Source organism: Neisseria weixii (assembly GCF_042658245.1).
Classification (GTDB): Bacteria; Pseudomonadota; Gammaproteobacteria; order Burkholderiales; family Neisseriaceae; genus Neisseria; species Neisseria weixii.
In genome coordinates, this window is sequence record NZ_JBHSPY010000023.1 from 20,198 (window position 1) to 35,993 (window position 15,796).

16 protein-coding genes and 1 pseudogene are annotated in these 15,796 nt (G+C 48.6%); 11 read left to right on the forward strand and 6 right to left on the reverse strand.

Going from position 1 to position 15,796, the window contains the following annotated elements; genetic code table 11:
• Positions 1-43 precede the first annotated feature (43 nt).
• On the reverse strand, positions 44-850 hold the full coding sequence (locus ACFPVS_RS10155) for a basic amino acid ABC transporter substrate-binding protein (RefSeq protein ID WP_096295656.1): 807 nt from the start codon (positions 848-850) through the stop codon (positions 44-46).
• Between the two features lie 117 nt (positions 851-967).
• Positions 968-1,219: an NGO1151 family protein gene (locus tag ACFPVS_RS10160; protein WP_096295655.1), complete on the reverse strand. Its 252-nt coding sequence runs from the start codon at positions 1,217-1,219 to the stop codon at positions 968-970.
• An 86-nt stretch (positions 1,220-1,305) separates the two neighbouring features.
• Between ACFPVS_RS10160 and ACFPVS_RS10165 the strand changes: the two genes are divergently transcribed.
• The 5 genes from ACFPVS_RS10165 (at position 1,306) to ACFPVS_RS10185 (ending at position 4,753) form a co-directional block, all read left to right on the forward strand.
• Entirely contained in the window at positions 1,306-2,106 is an 801-nt protein-coding gene (locus tag ACFPVS_RS10165) for a hypothetical protein (protein WP_096295654.1), read from the forward strand.
• Positions 2,107-2,111: 5 nt separating this feature from the next.
• Positions 2,112-2,600, forward strand: coding sequence for a DUF3465 domain-containing protein (locus ACFPVS_RS10170; protein WP_378595736.1), 489 nt, complete (start codon positions 2,112-2,114; stop codon positions 2,598-2,600).
• Positions 2,601-2,839: 239 nt separating this feature from the next.
• On the forward strand, positions 2,840-4,009 hold the full coding sequence (gene metZ / locus ACFPVS_RS10175; RefSeq protein ID WP_096295653.1) for an O-succinylhomoserine sulfhydrylase: 1,170 nt from the start codon (positions 2,840-2,842) through the stop codon (positions 4,007-4,009).
• 82 nt (positions 4,010-4,091) lie between these two features.
• The gene (locus tag ACFPVS_RS10180; protein ID WP_095502476.1) at positions 4,092-4,298 is read left to right on the forward strand and encodes a DUF2788 domain-containing protein; all 207 of its coding nucleotides are present in this window, start codon (positions 4,092-4,094) and stop codon (positions 4,296-4,298) included.
• Between the two features lie 134 nt (positions 4,299-4,432).
• Positions 4,433-4,753, forward strand: coding sequence for a hypothetical protein (locus ACFPVS_RS10185; RefSeq protein WP_198345273.1), 321 nt, complete (start codon positions 4,433-4,435; stop codon positions 4,751-4,753).
• A gap of 282 nt (positions 4,754-5,035) precedes the next feature.
• Here ACFPVS_RS10185 and ACFPVS_RS10190 read toward each other — a convergent pair whose 3' ends face one another.
• Both ACFPVS_RS10190 and edd read right to left on the reverse strand, forming a co-directional pair.
• Positions 5,036-5,671, reverse strand: coding sequence for a bifunctional 4-hydroxy-2-oxoglutarate aldolase/2-dehydro-3-deoxy-phosphogluconate aldolase (locus tag ACFPVS_RS10190; protein WP_378595737.1), 636 nt, complete (start codon positions 5,669-5,671; stop codon positions 5,036-5,038).
• Between the two features lie 83 nt (positions 5,672-5,754).
• Positions 5,755-7,590, reverse strand: a complete 1,836-nt coding sequence (gene edd / locus ACFPVS_RS10195) for a phosphogluconate dehydratase (protein ID WP_096295652.1) — start codon at positions 7,588-7,590, stop codon at positions 5,755-5,757.
• Positions 7,591-8,044: 454 nt separating this feature from the next.
• On the opposite strand from edd, the gene zwf reads away from it, so the two are divergent.
• From zwf to pgi, 5 genes are all read left to right on the forward strand, one after another.
• Positions 8,045-9,490: a glucose-6-phosphate dehydrogenase gene (gene zwf, locus ACFPVS_RS10200; RefSeq protein ID WP_123804059.1), complete on the forward strand. Its 1,446-nt coding sequence runs from the start codon at positions 8,045-8,047 to the stop codon at positions 9,488-9,490.
• Between the two features lie 212 nt (positions 9,491-9,702).
• Positions 9,703-10,398 (forward strand): 6-phosphogluconolactonase, encoded by a 696-nt coding sequence (pgl, locus tag ACFPVS_RS10205; protein ID WP_123804058.1) that lies wholly within the window; start codon positions 9,703-9,705, stop codon positions 10,396-10,398.
• Positions 10,379-11,356: a glucokinase gene (locus tag ACFPVS_RS10210; RefSeq protein WP_096295651.1), complete on the forward strand. Its 978-nt coding sequence runs from the start codon at positions 10,379-10,381 to the stop codon at positions 11,354-11,356. Before pgl ends, ACFPVS_RS10210 begins: the two co-directional genes overlap by 20 nt.
• Positions 11,357-11,421: 65 nt before the next feature.
• Positions 11,422-12,270 (forward strand): SIS domain-containing protein, encoded by an 849-nt coding sequence (locus tag ACFPVS_RS10215; RefSeq protein WP_096295650.1) that lies wholly within the window; start codon positions 11,422-11,424, stop codon positions 12,268-12,270.
• Positions 12,271-12,276: 6 nt separating this feature from the next.
• Positions 12,277-13,920: a glucose-6-phosphate isomerase gene (gene pgi / locus ACFPVS_RS10220; protein WP_123804057.1), complete on the forward strand. Its 1,644-nt coding sequence runs from the start codon at positions 12,277-12,279 to the stop codon at positions 13,918-13,920.
• 247 nt (positions 13,921-14,167) lie between these two features.
• Here pgi and ACFPVS_RS10225 read toward each other — a convergent pair whose 3' ends face one another.
• Together ACFPVS_RS10225 and purN are read right to left on the reverse strand one after the other, a co-directional pair.
• A complete protein-coding gene (locus ACFPVS_RS10225; protein ID WP_096295649.1) occupies positions 14,168-14,842 on the reverse strand; it encodes a DUF3108 domain-containing protein in 675 nt (224 codons plus the stop codon).
• A 14-nt stretch (positions 14,843-14,856) separates the two neighbouring features.
• On the reverse strand, positions 14,857-15,483 hold the full coding sequence (purN, locus tag ACFPVS_RS10230; RefSeq protein WP_096295648.1) for a phosphoribosylglycinamide formyltransferase: 627 nt from the start codon (positions 15,481-15,483) through the stop codon (positions 14,857-14,859).
• A 195-nt stretch (positions 15,484-15,678) separates the two neighbouring features.
• Between purN and ACFPVS_RS10235 the strand changes: the two are divergent.
• Positions 15,679-15,796, forward strand: a pseudogene (locus ACFPVS_RS10235) (IS481 family transposase); the annotation flags it as partial.

Consider the following 15,796-nt stretch of genomic DNA (forward strand, 5'->3'; position numbering starts at 1 on the left):
TATTTCAGACGGCCTTATTTATATTTTACCGCATTAAATCAAATTATTTCTTCGCTTCGTCAGCAAAATATTTGGCTTTGATTTGATCGTATTCGCCGCTCTCGCGTACTTTTTTCAGCGCGTCGTTCAGCATTTGAACAGTCGCTTCGTCGCCTTTTCGGGTAGCAATGCCGTAGTTTTCAACAGTGAAATCAGGCAGGGTAACAAAATCCATGCCTTTGGTCGGATTGTTTTTCACATAGTTGGCAATGACAGCGCTGTCACTCACCACAGCATCCAAGCCGCCGTTTTCCAATTCTTTGACTACCAACGGTACGGTTTCAAAGCGGGCGATTTTCGGGCTGTCGTTACCTAAGATTTTAGATACTGAGAAATCGCCAGTTTGGCCGGTTACCACGCCGACTTTGTTCAGGTTTTTCAAGTCTTCAGGATTGGAGATGGTTTTACCTTGCGGCACCAACACCACTTGGGTAATTTCAAAATATGAATCAGTAAAGTCCATCGATTGTTTACGCTCATCGGTGATGGTTACGCCCGAAATCACGATGTCCACATCGCCATTTTTCAACGCCGGGAACAAGCTTTCCCAAGGCTGGTGTTTGTATTCGATTTTGAAGTTGCCGGCTTTGGCCATGACATTCATCAAGTCAACGTCGAAGCCTTCGACTTTACCGTTGGCATCGCGTGATTCGAATGGCGCGAATTCGGCATTCATGGCCACGCGGTATACTTTATTTGGATCGGCAGCAGCAGGTGCAGCGCCGGTGGTGTCTTTGCTTTGGCCGCCGCATGCGACCAAGGTCAGTGCCGAGCAGGCAATGGCTGCGGCCATCCATTTTTTCATGTTCATGGTGAGTTTCCTCTGTGTGGTGAATCGGAATTAAATAAAATAAAGCGCGATTTTAGCATAAGTCTATCATGACAGGGCAATGCGGAGCATAAACTTTTTGCCGTTTATCCGCTTGAATCAGCGCTCTTTTTCTCGGAAAAAGGCATAAGTCACATCGTGGAACAAATCTGTGTGCGGGCTGTCTTGGTAGCTGAGTTCGGCCAAGGCATCTTCAAAGGCCAGTTGGATGGATTCGACCACGTCTTGAGCGGTGTCGCCGGGCAGGGCGCGAATCAAGCCTTTGAGTGCGGTTGCCAATACGTGATTCTGCATACGCAAAACTTCGTTTGACTCTTCCAAAAATTCTAATCGTTGCTCAATGCCGCTCATGTCTATTCCTTAGGAATCTGATAGAATGTCGCATTATAGCAAATCAAGCGGTTTGATTGCGAAACGGAAATTGCAACGAGATAAAAATGGATACCAAAAAGCCAAATCCCTCATCACAAACGGAAAACGATTTCAACTGGGAGCGCCGGTTGGAACAATTGCGCCAAACCCGTCAGATTAACGCGCCTTACACCCACGCACCCTTGATTCGCGAATCGAAAGATGCGTGCCAAAATGTTGCCGCCAAAGCCGACAAACCTTATGAACTCGACCAAAAATCGCGCGATAAGGTATTGCGGGAATACATGCGCAAATGGCAGGAAGAGCACAATGCCGAAGTAGCGCAGCATGAAGACATCGAAACTGACGATATGGTGCTACTGCAGGAAAACTGGTTGAGCGCACAAAACGCGTTGCAAATGCGTGCTTCCGAGAAACACATCGAATCGACCCGCACCGTGTGGCTGAATCCGAAACGCCAAACCGTTGAATTTCCCGAGCCGCAAACCGAAAGCGAAGACATCATGCCGTCTGAAAATATGAATAAAACCGAGCATTCAGACGGCTTTGATGATGTGCCCGAACAAAAAGTAGTGGTGAACATCAATGTATTGAACCCGCAAGCCATCGGCCGCCGAGAAGTGTTTTGCATCTCCGAACAAGAATTGGCCGAGCGCCTGATCAAGCGCATGCGTCCGCACGTTACCGATGCGGTCAACGGCATGATTCGCGTGGCGCTGCAAAAACAAATGGCTTTGCTCTCTTATAATTTGCAGCAAACCTTAAACGAACAAGCGCCGGCTTTGGTGGAGGATTTGCTCGATCACAATGTGAAAAAAGTGCTGGCCGATTTGAAATACGAAATGAAATACAAGCGTGAGAAGTAAGCCGAATGAATAAATGGATTTGGATTGTCGTTGCCGCTGCGGCGTTTTTCGGCTATCAGAAATGGCAGGATACGTCGCAAGAGCCGAAGCAGGGGCAAACGCAGTCAGGGCCGTCTGCACAAGATCAAACACGTTCCGGCAGTGCAACGGGCAGCACCAATGCCGAAGCCGTGTTGCAGCGCGCATTTGAACAACGACGCAACAACCTGCAAATTGAAGGCGAGGGCGTGGTAAAAAAAACCTTGCCTGATGACAACAAAGGTTCGAGTCATCAACGCTTTATTTTGAAATTATCCGGCGGCCAAACCTTATTGGTGGCACACAATATCGATTTGGCGGATAAAATCAAAGGCTTGAAAAAAGGCGATACCGTCCGCTTCTATGGCGTGTATGAATGGTCGGAACAAGGCGGCGTGATTCATTGGACGCACCATGACCCCAACGGTCGGCATATTGACGGCTGGTTGAAACACAACGGCAAGATTTACCAATGATTGTTTAAGGCCGTCTGAAATTATATTGCTTTCAGACGGCCTGAGTTATTCAAAAATAGAACGGATAATCTTAGTTTTAGCTTAATAATGACTATCTTATTTTGCATGGTTTTTGTTCTTGAAACCCAATGAAAATAGGCGCAAAATATTAATACATTACATGAAGGCCGATACAGCAGACGCAACGCTGCTTTTTTTATTTCCGTTTTCAGACGGCCTTGGACATTCAGGATTCAACCATGATGAAAAAGCTTCACCCGCAAACCTTGGCCATCCGCGCCGGCAAAGAGCAAACCGCTTACAACGAACACAACCAAGCATTGTTTTTAACCAGTAGTTTTATGTGGGAAAGTGCGGCGCACGCGGCGGATTTGTTTTCCAAAAAGGTAAAAGGATTCACCTACACCCGTACTGCCAACCCGACCACTGCTGCTTTTGAAAAACGCGTGGCGGCTTTGGAAGGCGCTGAGCGCGCAGTGGCGACATCGAGCGGTATGTCGGCGATTCAGGCGGCATTTTTAACTTTTTTGAGTGCGGGCGACCATGTGATTTGCAGCCGCGGTTTGTTCGGTACGACCGTCGGTTTTATCGATACCGTGGTGCAGCGCTTCGGTATCGAGGTAAGCTATGTGTCGACCGTTGATGTGGCCGAATGGCGTGCAGCAGTAAAGGGTAACACCAAGCTGTTTTTTTTGGAAACACCGTCTAACCCTTTGAGTGAAGTCGCTGATTTGCCGGCCTTGGCGGCGTTGGCACACGAAAACGAAGCTTTACTGGTGGTGGATAACAGTTTGATGTCGCCATTCGGCCAACAACCTTTGCAATGCGGTGCTGACATTTCCGTGCAATCCGCAACCAAAGCGATTGACGGCCACGGCCGCGTGGCAGGCGGTGTGTTGTCCGGTTCGGAAGCCTTGATGAATCAGGTGGCGGTATATGCCAACTCTTGCGGTTTGGCGATTTCGCCGTTTAATTCGTTTGAATTGTTGAGCGGTATTGAAACGCTTTCCATCCGCATGGAAAAACAATTCGACAATGCGTTGAAGGTGGCGCAATGGCTGCAACAGCAACCACAGGTGAATGCGGTATATTACGCCGGTTTGCCCGACCATCCGCAGCGCGAACTGGTTGAGCGCCAGCAAAACGGCGGCGGCATTGTGGTCGGTTTCGAACTGGCCGGCCAAGATGCGGCTTGGAAGGTGATTGACAGTGTGAATGTATTTTCACGTACGGCCAACTTAGGTGATGTACGCTCGACCATTACCCATCCGTGGACAACCACCCACGCGCGTATGTCGCCGGAAGACAAGCTTGCCGCCGGTATCCGCCAAGGCTTGGTGCGTTTGTCGGTCGGCCTCGAATATATTGATGATTTGATTGATGATTTGAATCAGGCTTTACGTGCTTGACGTGCGGATTATTCTGTTTCAGACGGCCTTTTGTAAGCAACGGCGCCGTCTGAAAAATTGGTGAGAATCATAAGGAGTGGTTATGGATGAGGCGGTATTTTCCGCATGGGCATTGAAAATTTGCCTGACAGTATTGGTGATTTTTCTTGGTTTTATTGTGTGGAATTTAGGCAAAGAGTCAAAAGCCGGAAAATTCGGCATGATCATGCTGTTTTTAGTGTTGGGCTTGGGTGTGTTTGGCTTTTTGTTCAAAGAATTATTGATCAGTTTTTTGGTGCTGCCAAAGTAATGGCAGCGGGTAGTATGAGTTAAAGTTTTTTTGATTGTTTAAACCGTTTTTTAAAAATAATGACAATCCTTAAATCATTTAAATGTTAAATTTGCCAATGGTAATAAATTGAGTTAATGAAAGGAATCATTCATATGAAAACCGTTAATTCAGCCTATACTGCTACTGCCGTATTGGTGGCAACGTTGGCTTTGGGCGGTTGTGCCATTCCGGTTTATGAAGGAGTGGCTGTTCAGCCAGTTCCGGTTGTTATCGGTGTGCATGATGTTGATCGCAGTTTGGTAAAAAATAACGGTAAAGTGCATGTTTGTAGTATGACTCCGTTTACTCAAACTTATCGAAGCGAACATAGTAGTTTGGGGCGTGCCAAATTGGAGGTGCGCAAACAGTGTTTGACCCGACATCATGAAATGTTCTGCAAACCCCGTGATATTAGTTGTGAAACATATGACTAAATCAAATAAAACAATATGATTATTATGAAACAGGCCGTCTGAATTTTCAGATGGCCTGTTGTTTGGAAGCCTCGTATTTTTCAAAATTTAAATCCAAGTGAGCGGATGGAGGTCATTGGGAAATGATGCGACGTAAGTGACCGCTATGAGTTAGACAAATGCCGTAATAACGGCCAAACCATATTGGATTATTTCGGTTTTCAAAAGTCATCCCCGAGGTGTTGGGCATCATAATACAAACCAAAATCACTGGCTTCGCTTTAGGTGTTTCTGATAGGGGGGTTAAGATTTTAGTGCCGCAGCTTCTTTTGCCAAGCGGGTGATGCTATCCCAGTCCTTATTTTGCACTGCTTCTTTTGGAGTCAGCCATGAGCCGCCGACACACAATACATTCGGCAAGGCCAAGTATTCAGGTGCGCTTTCCAAAGTGATGCCGCCGGTCGGGCAGAAGCGGATATCCGGATAAGGTCCGTAAAGTGCTTTGAGCATCGCTTGGCCGCCAACCACTTCGGCGGGGAACAGCTTCAAGGTATCGATGCCGTGTTCCAAGGCCAATTGCACTTCGCCCGGTGTCGCCACGCCCGGAATCAGCGGAATGCTGCTTTGGTGGCTGGCTTTAGCCAAGGTTTCATGCAATCCCGGGCTGATGGCGAAGAGTGCACCGGCATCTTCCACGGCTTTGAGTTGCTCGGGGTTGGTTACCGTGCCTGCGCCGACGATGGCGTTAGGCACTTCTTTGGCGATCAGGCGGATGGCATCCACGCCGACCGGTGTGCGCAAAGTAATTTCCAGCGTGGGAATGCCGCCTTCAACCAAGGCGTGTGCCAAGTCAACAGCCGTAGATAAATCGTCAATCGCCATCACAGGGATAACCGCACCTGCACTTAAGATTTCGCGTGGGGTGAGTGTTGCAGACATGTTTGTTCCTTGAAAATAAGTTCGCTTCGTTAATAGGTTTCAGACGGCGTTGAAGATTCATCAGCAGGCCGTCTGAAAAAGATTCAGGCAAATTCGCCGCCGAAACTCATGGCGCCGGTTTCTGCCGAGCTGGTCATGCTGCGGAAGTTGGCAAACAATTCTCGCCCGCAACCTTGCTGGTTGGCGCTCAAATCGATTTGCTCGACTTCGCGTGCTGCCCATTCGGCTTCGCTGGTTAAGACGTTCAGTTCGCCGGTAACTGAATCAAAACGGATTAAATCGCCGGTGCGGATTTTGCCGATGCCGCCGCCCATCAAAGCTTCCGGTGTCATGTGAATGGCAGCCGGAACTTTGCCCGATGCGCCCGACATACGGCCGTCGGTCAGCAGGGCAACGCTGAAACCGCGGTCTTGCAAAATACCCAAAGGCGGGGTGAGTTTGTGCAATTCCGGCATACCGTTGGCGCGCGGACCTTGATAACGAACCACGCACACGAAGTCGCGTTCAAGTTCGCCGCGGTCGAAGGCTTCCAATACTTCGCGCTGGTCGTTGAACACGATGGCCGGTGCTTCGATGATGCGGCAGCCTTCGCGGATAGCAGATACTTTAATCACGCCGCGGCCGATGTTGCCTTGCATCAGACGCAAACCACCATCGGGTGAGAATGGGTTATTGATTTTGCGCAAAATGTCGTCGTTGCCGCTTTCGGTCAGGGCTTCGCGCCATTCCAGTTTGCCATCAATCAAGAACGGCTCTTGGGTGTAGTGGCGCATGCCGCGGCCGACTACGGTGTCGACATCGTCATGCAGCAAACCGGCATCCAGCAATTCGCGAATCACAAACGGCAAACCGCCGGCTGCGGCAAAGTGGTTGACGTCGGCCTTGCCGTTCGGGTAAATACGAATCAGCAATGGAATAATTGAAGAGATTTCGTCAAAGTCATCCCAATTCAGGATTACACCGGCTGCGCGCGCCATAGCGACTAAATGCATGGTGTGATTGGTCGAGCCGCCGGTGGCCATCAGGCCGATCAGGGCGTTGATGAATGATTTTTCCGTCAGCATTTCACCCAATGGCATGGCGGTGCCGTTGCGGATGCTTTGTGCCAAATGGGCAGCGGCGTAGCGGGTGAGGGCTTCGCGCAAATCAGTATAAGGATGCACAAATGCAGCTGCCGGTAAATGCATGCCCATCATTTCCATCATCATTTGGTTGGAATTGGCCGTACCGTAGAAGGTGCAGGTGCCGGGGCTGTGGTAAGACCCCATTTCGCTTTCGAGCAAGGCATCGCGGCCGACTTTACCTTCGGCAAATAATTGGCGTGTCCGCGCTTTGTCTTTATTGCTGATACCGCTGGCCATGGGACCCGCCGGTAAAAACACCGCCGGAACGTGACCGAACGACAAGGCGCCAATCATCAGACCCGGTACGATTTTGTCGCATACGCCCATATACAGGCCGCCGTCGAACATTTGATGCGACATGCCTACTGCCGTACTCATCGCAATCACGTCGCGTGAGAACAAAGATAATTCCATACCGGCATAACCTTGGGTGATGCCGTCACACATGGCCGGTGTGCCGCCGGCAACTTGTGCGGTGGCGCCGTGTTTCTGTACTTCGTCCTTAATCCAGTCAGGGAAATCTTTAAATGGCTGGTGCGCCGACACCATGTCGTTGTAAGAGGTAATGATGCCTAAGTTCGGCACTGTTTCCTGGAGCATTTCGATTTTGATGCTTTTGGGCATAGAAGCATAGCCGTGGGCAAGATTACTGCAACCCAATTGATTGCGCTCCAGACGGCCTTGTTGTTTAGCGGCGCGGATTTTGGCTAAGTATTTGGCGCGAGTTGTCTGGCTGCGGTCGATGATGCGCCGGGTAATTTCCGCGAGTTTGGGATGGATAGGAGTGTGGCTCATGTATGGCTCCTTTTTGGTCGATCGATGCGACTCGGTTTTGTGTGGGCGGCTTGTTGAGGCCGTCTGAAGGAAGTTTGAAGCAAATAAATATGGTCAACATTATAATACAAATATTGTAATTTTGTTACAGTTGGTCTGACTTATCTGCATGAAATTTGATGCAAGTCTTAGTTTGGTCTGATTGTAAGAAACTGTAATCGTGAATGTGTTAAAAACTTAAACTAAGTCAAATAAATTCTGAAAATGAAGATAGACAAAACCTGTAGCGATGTGTAGTATTACTACTAATTTACTGGTTTCGTTGGATTTTCAACAGGCAATATGCATTTAAATTTTCCGATATGCTTACAATGTATCTGATTTTATGCGGATTTGTCACGTTAAGGTTTGTGGGTTTATAAAAAATATTTCTTAAAAATGGCATTTAAGCCTCCTCTTGATGAAAGATGAAACAATGAGTACTCAAACAAATTTTGATTTGGTGTTGTTCGGTGCAACAGGCGACTTGGCCATGCGCAAATTGCTTCCGTGCCTTTATCAGGCACATGTGGCCGGATTGCTGAATCCGCAAGGCCGCATCTTGGGCGTCAGCCGCAGCGAAATGGATACTGAAAGCTTCTTGGCTAAGGTGGAAACCAATTCAAAAATTCATGTGAAACAAAATTTTTCGGATGAGCAATGGGCATCTTTTATCAAACGCATCGAGTATCTCACCGTTGACGTAACCCGTTCTGAAGACTTTGCTGCGCTGGGTGAAAAAGTCAAATCCCGCACTGAAACCGAAAGTGTGGTGGTTTATCTTTCGACTGCGCCAAAATTCTTCGCCCAAGCCTGTGAAAATCTGGCGGCAGTGGGCTTGAATGCCGATAATGTGCGCGTGGTATTGGAAAAACCGTTGGGTACCGATTTAGCCTCATCACAACAAATCAATAATGATGTCGGCAGCTTCTTTAAAGAAGAACAAATTTACCGTATTGACCATTATCTGGGCAAAGAAAGCCTTCAAAATGTGTTGGCCTTGCGCTTTGCCAATGTGATGTTCGAGCCGATGTGGAACAATAAATATATTAAAAGTGTGCAACTCACTATCGCCGAGCAGTTAGGTGTGGAAGAGCGCGGCGAGTTTTACGACATCACCGGCGCCTTACGCGATATGGTGCAAAACCACTTGATGCAGATGTTGTGCATGACCGCCATGGAACCGCCTAAAAGCTTGGATGCCGATGATGTACGCGATGAAAAAGTAAAAGTAATTAAATCACTGAAACCATTGACGATTGAATCGGTAAATGAAAACGTCGTTCGTGGTCAATACACTGAAGCACGCGACATGAAAGGCTATCTGCAGGAATTGAATATCCCGGCTGAGAGCTTCACTGAAACTTATGTCGCCATTAAAGCCGAGATTGACAATGAGCGTTGGCAGGGCGTGCCGTTTTATCTGCGTACCGGCAAACGCATGGCCGATAAAGTAGCGGAAATCGTGTTGAATTTCCGTGATCTAGACAGCCACATTTTCCCGGGCAGCCAACCTTTTGCCAACCGCTTGGTGATTGAGTTGCAGCCGTTTGATTCCGTTCGTTTGTGTGTGCAAGTGAAAACACCGGGCACGGGCAATAATGTAGAAGTCACACCGATGACCATCGATTTGGACAAACAATTGACAGGCCGGCGTCCGGAAGCTTACGAACGTTTGCTGCTGGATGTGATTAACGGTAATCTGGCCTTATTTAACCGTCGTGACGAATTGGAAGCCGCGTGGGAATATGTGATGCCGATTTTGGATAACTGGGCGAAAAATACCCAAGCGCCACACGGCTATGCTGCCCATTCATGGGGGCCGGAAACAGCGCGTGAATTATTGGCGCGTGACGGCAATAAATGGCACGAAGAGCAGTAGTATCGTTTAGGCAGCCTTCAAATAAATAGGCCGTCTGAAAACAGTTGTCGGTTGGGATAATCGTTCAGACGGTTTAAAGAAGAGCGTGTTGATTAGGCCGTCTGAAACGTTTGCAAAGAATTATACCCATCTTGATTTAATTGAGAGTCTACTTAAATGTTTCAGACGGCCTGATTATCTGAAAGCCGTCTGAACAACGAAAGGAGCGCACGATGTTTACTTGGCACGAATATGAAAACGCAGCAGTTGCCGCCCGCGCACAAGCGGATGCGGTGGCGATCGAATTGCAAAATGCCCTGAATGAAAAAGGTAATGCCGTGTTAGCGGTATCCGGCGGCCGTTCACCGATTGCTTTTTTTGAGGCCTTGTCGCAAAAAGACTTAGATTGGGCCAATGTGAGCATCGGCTTGGTGGATGAGCGCATTGTGCCGACCACTCACCCCGACAGCAATACCCGCTTGGTGCGCGGACATTTATTGCAAAACAAAGCGGCGGCGGCCCAGTGGATTCCGATGGTGGAAGACGGTAAAACCGAAATTGAATTACAATCACAAGCTGTGGTGGACTATGCTTTGAAACAATACAAGCATCCTGATGTGCTGGTGTTGGGCATGGGCGGAGACGGTCATACTGCTTCGTTGTTCCCGCAAGCGCCACAATTGCCGGACGCGATTAATCTGGAAAATAACCTGACCCTGATTCACACTACACCGGTTACTGCGCCGCACGAACGTGTGAGCATGACCTTGGATGCAATTTTGAATACCTTGAATGTGTTTTTGGCCATTCAGGGGGCAGACAAAAAAGCCGTGTTTGATAAAGCGGCGGAAGAACCGACTACCGAATATCCAATCAGCCTGATTTTGAATAACGAACGAGTGGATTGCCATGTCTTCTATACCAACTGATTACCCACGTTTGGTCGCCGATATCGGCGGCACCAATGCCCGTTTCGCGCTGGAAGTGGCGCCGCAACAAATCGAGCAAGCGCATGTGTTGCCGTGTAAGGATTACGACACCATCGTTGATGCTGCGCGTGAATACTTACGCTTGACCGGCCAACCGAATGTTGCCCATGCGGCGGTGGCGATTGCCAACCCGATTGTCGGCGATTGGGTGCAAATGACGAATCACCATTGGGCGTTTTCCATTGAAACCACCCGTCAGGCATTGGGTTTGAAGACATTGATTTTCCTGAACGACTTCACCGCGCAAGCTTTGGCTGTGACTCAAACCGAAGACAAAGATTTGGTGCAAATCGGCGGCCAAGTGCCGGCTGAAAAACAGCCTAAAGCCGTAATCGGTCCGGGTACAGGTTTGGGCGTGAGCGGCTTGGTTTATAGCCCGGCCGGTTGGGTGGCATTGGCAGGCGAGGGCGGCCATACCAGCTTTCCGCCGTTTGATGATATGGAAGTGACCATTTGGCAATACGCTAAAAACAAGTATGGCCATGTTTCTGCCGAGCGTTTCTTGAGTGGCGCAGGCTTGAGTTTGATTTACGAAGCCTTGGCAGCCAAAGAAAAAGCCAAACCAAGCAAACTGACGCCGTCTGAAATTACCGAACGCGCCTTGAGCGGCTCATCGCCTTTGTGCCGACAAACTTTGGATATTTTCTGCGCCATGTTAGGTACGGTTGCTTCCAATTTGGCGCTGACTTTGGGCGCGCGTGGCGGCGTGTATTTGTGCGGCGGCATTATTCCGCGTGTGTTGGATTATTTTAAAAATTCCTCATTTCGCAGCCGCTTTGAAAACAAAGGCCGTTTTGAAGCCTATTTAGCCGCGATTCCGGTGTATGTCGTGTTGAGTGAATTCCCCGGCATTACCGGTGCTGCTGCAGCTTTGGATAATCATTTGAAAACAGTTTAAGCAAATGAGTTTGCAGTGCAGAAAAACAGTCTGTCACATTGCGATAACGGAGAGGGATTACCATAATGTTAAGTAAAATCAGTGAGTCATTGCCGAACTTATCGGGCGCGGAACGTAAAGTCGCTGAATCTGCCTTGGCTGAGCCGAAATGGTTTGTGCATGCGGCGGTGGCCGAAATTGCCGAGCGTGCTTCGGTCAGCCAGCCGACGGTGATCCGTTTCTGTCGCAGTTTGGGCTATAAAGGCTTGCCGGAATTCAAATTGGCTTTGTCGGCCAGTATCGGTCACGAAGGCATGCCTTATGTGCATGAAGAATTGAATGCCGATGACGACATGAACAATGTGGTGGAAAAGGTATTGGGCAACGCGGCCGCTTCTTTATTGGGGGAACGCCGTTACCTGAAAGAGGCGGAATTGGAAAATGCCATCGCGACCTTGATGCATGCCCGTCGTGTAGAGTTTTACGGCGTAGGTAGTTCCGGCATTGTCGCGCAGGATGCGCAGCATAAGTTTTTCCGCTTCGGCATTTCAACCGTCGCCTACGTGGACACCCACACCCAACTGATGGCAGCATCGGTATTGACAGATAAGGATGTGCTGGTGGCGATTTCCAACACCGGTTCGTCGATTGAATTACTGGATGCGGTCAGTATTGCCAAGCAAAACGGCGCAGCCGTGATTGCAGTCACGCGTGCCGAATCGCCGTTGGCGCAATTGGCCGATTGCGTGTTGAGCGTGGCTACGCAGGAAAACGCCGAGCTATACACGCCGATGGTGTCGCGTCTGCTGCAATTGGCGGTAATCGACATTTTGGCCATCGGCTTGGCCTTGCGCTTGGGCGATCAGGCCAGCCTGCAACTGCAAAAAAGTAAAAGAAGTATTCACAATAAACACGTTGAATATGATAAGGACTAAAAAATTATGAGACACCTTCACGACCTACCAAGCTGGTCGAAATTGTGGAAGCATTTCGATCAAACCAAAACTGACCACATGCGTGCTATGTTCGAGCAAGACCCACAACGTGCCGAACGTTACTGGTTACAAGTCGGTGGTTTGACGCTGGATTATTCCAAAAACCGTATCAACGATGAAACCTTGTCTTTATTGCTGGATTTGGCACGCGAAGCCGGTGTGCCGGAACGCATCAAGCAAATGTTCCATGGCGAGAAAATCAACTCAACGGAAAACCGCGCCGTATTGCATATTGCTTTGCGTAACCGCACCAATTCACCGATTGTGGTGGATGGCGAAGACGTGATGCCGAAAGTGAACCATGTATTGCACCGCATGGGTGAGTTTGCGCATGAAGTGCGCAGCGGCAATTGGTTGGGTTATACCAATCAAGTGATTACCGATGTGGTGAACATCGGTATTGGTGGTTCGGATTTGGGTCCGTTGATGATGTGTACCGCGCTGAAGCAATATGGGCATCCGCGTATGCGCATGCATTTTGTGTCTAACGTTGACGGTTCACAATTGCGCGATGTATTGGAAAAAGTGCATCCTGAAACCACGTTGTTCATCATTGCGTCCAAAACCTTTACCACCCAAGAAACCCTTACCAACGCCTTGACCGCGCGCGAATGGTTCTTGGCGCATGCTGGTGATGAAAGCGTCGTGGCAAAACACTTTGTTGCCGTATCGACCAACAAAAAAGCCGTAGCCGAATTCGGTATCGACACTGCCAATATGTTTGAATTTTGGGATTGGGTCGGCGGCCGCTACAGTCTGTGGTCGGCGATTGGTTTGCCGATTATGCTGTATTTGGGCGAAGAAAATTTCATCGAAATGCTCAACGGCGCCCACTTGATGGACCAGCATTTCTACAATACACCGCTGGAACGCAATATGCCGGTAATTTTAGCCTTGATCGGCATTTGGTACATCAATTACTACGGCGGCGGCAGCCATGTTATCGCCCCTTACGACCAACATTTGCACCGTCTGCCGAAGTTTATCCAACAGCTCGACATGGAAAGCAACGGTAAACAGGTTACACTCGACGGCCAAGCCGTACAACACGAGACATCGCCGATTATTTGGGGCGAGACCGGTATCAACGGCCAACACGCCTTCTTCCAATTGCTGCATCAAGGCACGCACATCACACCGATTGACCTGATTGCCTCTTTGGAAAAACGCAGTAATCTGCGCGGCCATCACGAAATCTTGCTGGCCAATGTCTTTGCACAAGCAGAAGCCTTTATGCGTGGAAAAACCCCCGAAGAAGCGCGTGCCGAATTACAGGCGCAAGGCTTGGACGAGAATCGCGTCGAAGAATTGGTGCCGCACAAAACCTTCTCCGGAAACCGTCCGACCAACCTAATCTTGATGGATAAGGTAAACCCACGCAATATGGGCAGCCTGATTGCTCTATACGAACACAAAACTTTCGTTCAAGGCACTATTTGGGGCATTAACAGCTTTGACCAATGGGGCGTAGAGTTAGGCAAACAATTGGCCAAAACCATTTTGGCAGAACTGACCGGTGAGAGCGAACCGCAAAAACACGACAGCTCCACCGAGCGTTTGATTAATCTGTATTTGAATACCAATAAGTAATTCACTATAAATTTGAGAAGAGGCCGTCTGAAAAAATATTTTTCAGACGGCCTTGTATTTCACATATCAAGTGCAACAGCACACGAACATTGCTGAAAACAAAACCCGCGGATGTTGCACTTGATATGCGGTTGCGGGCTTCTTAAAATTAATTGAGTCAAATTAGGTGCTGGTTCATCGATCATCTAAACAAAACCATACCGTGTGAAATTTTCAGACGGCATGGTTTTTACCAAAGTGATGTCAATCAAGGTTTGACTGTTTTGCCGTCAACAGTCAAACGAGTCAGACGAAGATTATATGATTTACCGTCGTCTTCTTTATAGACGATTTGTGCCGGAATATTGTTCAATTCGGTAGCAAACGAATAGTTAATCGTATCATCGCCGCGATGAACTACATATTTAGTTACAGGTGTGGAGCCACCACCAAATTTATAGCTGGAAGTGCCTGCATTGGTCATATTGTTGACCGTATAAATTTTTTTACCGTTCGTTACGCTTAAGTTAGGAGGCAATTGGGCATCATTTGCGGCCAATTGCCATGCTAGGGTAAACAAATCCATGGTGGTACCGGAAACGGTTTTGCTTTTCTTGTCGCCGGCTTTACCGTAAGTCACATTGTCACCATTGAAGGTTACCTCGGTATAAAGCTTACCGTCGCGAGTTTCTCTGTAATATTTTGGTTGCAGCGTGTCGCCCGAAATGGTACCGCCGGATTCAAAACGGATGCGGTACAGCGGTACTTTGATGGTCGAAACGATTTTGTAGCTATTACCCGAGCGGGTAAAGTTCATTGTTGCCGGGATCTTGTAATTACCGGAATATTGTAACGTTGCCGATTTGGGCAATTCGGCAGCCATAAGTCCAGGCGCGGCCAAAGCGGCGGTTAATAAAGCAGTAAGGGTAGCGATTTTTTTCATTCTCTCTCCTAATCTTAAACCAGCAATGCGGATGATTGAGGCTGTGAGTCGGTATTTAAAACACGGTTGCCTTGGATGTTCAGACGGCCTGCGACAAAATCGGCTACGGCTTTGGGGAACAATTGATGCTCGACGCACAATACGCGTGCAGCCACATCATCCGCGGTATCGTTATCCAAAATCGGCACCACGCCTTGGGCGATAATCGGTCCGCAGTCTAATTCGGCAGTCACGAAATGAATGGTACAACCAGCCACTCGGCAACCGGCTTCCAAGGCGCGTTCATGAGTATGCAAACCGGTAAACGAGGGCAGAATCGATGGGTGAATGTTCATCAGGCGGCCTTCGTAATGCACGCAAAACTCAGGGGTCAGAATGCGCATAAAACCGGCCAACACTACCAAATCGGGCTGATAAGCGTCGATTTTTGCCATCATGGCTTGGTCGAAAGCCAAACGTGATTCAAACGATTTGTGGTTCAGGCTGTCGGTGGGAATGCCGAGTTCTGCCGCCCAAGCCAAACCGGCTGCGCTTTCGCTATTGCTCAATACCGCGGCAATGCGGGTGTTGGGAATTTGGGCGTTGACAATGGCTTGCATATTGCTGCCGCGACCTGAAATCAAAATAACAACGTTTTTCATGACATAGACTTTCTGTACATGGTTAAATTAAAGCCAATGAGAGATGAGGACAAGCATTTTAGCCTGATTTAACTGGCGTTAAGTTTAAATTTAATATTGTAAATGATATGGGAAAGGCCGTCTGAAACTTTTTTCAGACGGCATGGATTTAAGAAAAGCCAGTGTTGTTTACATTATTTGAAAGGCAATACTCTCCGGCAATACCAAGTCAGCAGAGTCACCATTTACCGTATCCTTAAGGCCGCACGGCTGTAACTTCCCGCACCGCAAAACAGCACCAACAACCGTTTCAAACAAGCCAAATATGGCATGA